Annotated in this window: 1 protein-coding gene; it reads right to left on the bottom strand. The window is 66.1% G+C overall.

Going from position 1 to position 1,679, the window contains the following annotated elements; genetic code table 11:
* Positions 1-174 precede the first annotated feature (174 nt).
* On the bottom strand, positions 175-1,557 hold the full coding sequence (locus tag NP3_RS45965; RefSeq protein WP_063047968.1) for an IS1380 family transposase: 1,383 nt from the start codon (positions 1,555-1,557) through the stop codon (positions 175-177).
* Positions 1,558-1,679 lie beyond the last annotated feature (122 nt).

Genomic DNA, 1,679 nt, shown 5'->3' with positions numbered 1-1,679 from the left:
CTAACCTCGATCTTTCGCCGGGCCTTCGGCCCGGCGTGGTCGGGTTCAGATTGGTTTCCGGTGGCTGATCAGCGGCCGGTGGGCAACATCGGGTAGCCCGATCAGCGGGTGGCTGCCGGGTTCCACGGGCCCGGATGGAAGCCCTTTCGATGTTGTGGGAATGGTATGTGCTGGTCAGCCGGGTTGCAGCCGGTCCAGTGCGGTCAGTAGCAGGCCGGTGCCGCGGTGATGGCGTGACAGGCGCAGGTGGACGCGGCGGGCGTGGTGCGCGATCCGGGCGGGGATCGAGAATAGTTGCAGGCGTAGTGTTTTCGGTTCCCAGCGGCGAGCAAGGTGGCTGCGCAGGCCGATGGTCTGCAGCCAGGCGGTCAGGTCCAGTGCCAGCGCGACGATCGCGACCCAGATCCGATTCGCATCGAAACCCTTGAACGGCAGGTTGCGTAGCCCGGTGTCTTTCGCGCAGCGGATGCGGTCCTCGCAGCGGGCCCGGCGGCGATGCCGTAACTCTAGGTCAGGGATCTGACCGCGGCGGGTGTTGGTGACGAACGCGGTCAACCGGAGACCGTCGACGTCGGTGAACCGCAGCTGCGCGCCGGGATGCGGGCGCTCTTTACGCACGATAAGCCGCATATCGTGTGGCCAGCCGGTCAGGTCGAGCATGTCGGTGACCTCGGCGACCCAGGCGCCTGGGCGGACCTCGCCCTCGGCGTCGTAGGCGGGAGTCCACACGTTTTTCGGGATCCGGTTCACTGCCTCGACGATGATGTCGGTGAGGGTGAACCCGAGCGAGTATTGGACGTGGCGGCCGGTGCAGTAGTCGATGAAGTCGTGGGTGCCGCCGCCGGAGTCGGTGCGCACCAAGACTTTCCGGCCGATCCGGTAGCTGGGCTGCCACGGCAGCTGCGCCACGGCGGCAGCGAGGACCTTCTTGTGGTCGTCGGCGGTGTTGGCGCCGGCGTTGCCCGGGCGCAGTAACTCGGCGACCGGTTCCCCAGTGCCGTCCGGGCCGTGATCGCAGAAGGCCAGCAGCGGATGGAAGCCGAATCCTTTCTTGAACGTCGGTGCCGCACTTTCCTTTTCGGAATGCGCATCGAGCAGGGTGGCATCCAGATCGATGGTCAGCGGGTTCTCGGCGGTGATCGCGTGATCCGGCGCCTGATCACCGGCGGCCTGCCAGGCCGCCGACCGGGCGAGGGCGCGGGCAGAGGTGATGGCGGACAACGCTTTCGGTGCGTCGGCAGCCAGTATCGTGATCAGCCGCGACACTGTCGGGTCCGACGCCACCAGACCGAACACGCCCGGCTCGCCGCGCAGTAGCGCCAGATCGGCGGCGCAGTCGCCACCGACAGCGATCATCACGGCCAGATCCAGCAGAATCTTCCCCGGATCATGCACTGCCAGGGGTTTGCGCCACGGCGCCAGCACCTGGGACAACGCCCGATCCAGCCCCACTTTCACCGCAGTGCGCAGCAGTGCGACCGCCCCCGCTTGCGCCACCACACCCGAACCGTCGCCGCCAATTTTCAGCGACGGGTACCACGACGTAGACTGCCTCACCAGAAAGGTGCTCCTCGATACTGCCGATTCAACCTTAGACAAGTCGAATCATTGCAGTTCAGAGCACCTTTCGCCATTTCTGGGCCATCAGCAGCTCAACCAGCGTGATTGGCCGAGGCTAA

The organism is Nocardia pseudovaccinii NBRC 100343 (assembly GCF_001613225.1).
Lineage (GTDB): Bacteria > Actinomycetota > Actinomycetes > Mycobacteriales > Mycobacteriaceae > Nocardia > Nocardia pseudovaccinii.
This window is presented reverse-complemented; position numbering and strand designations above follow the sequence as displayed.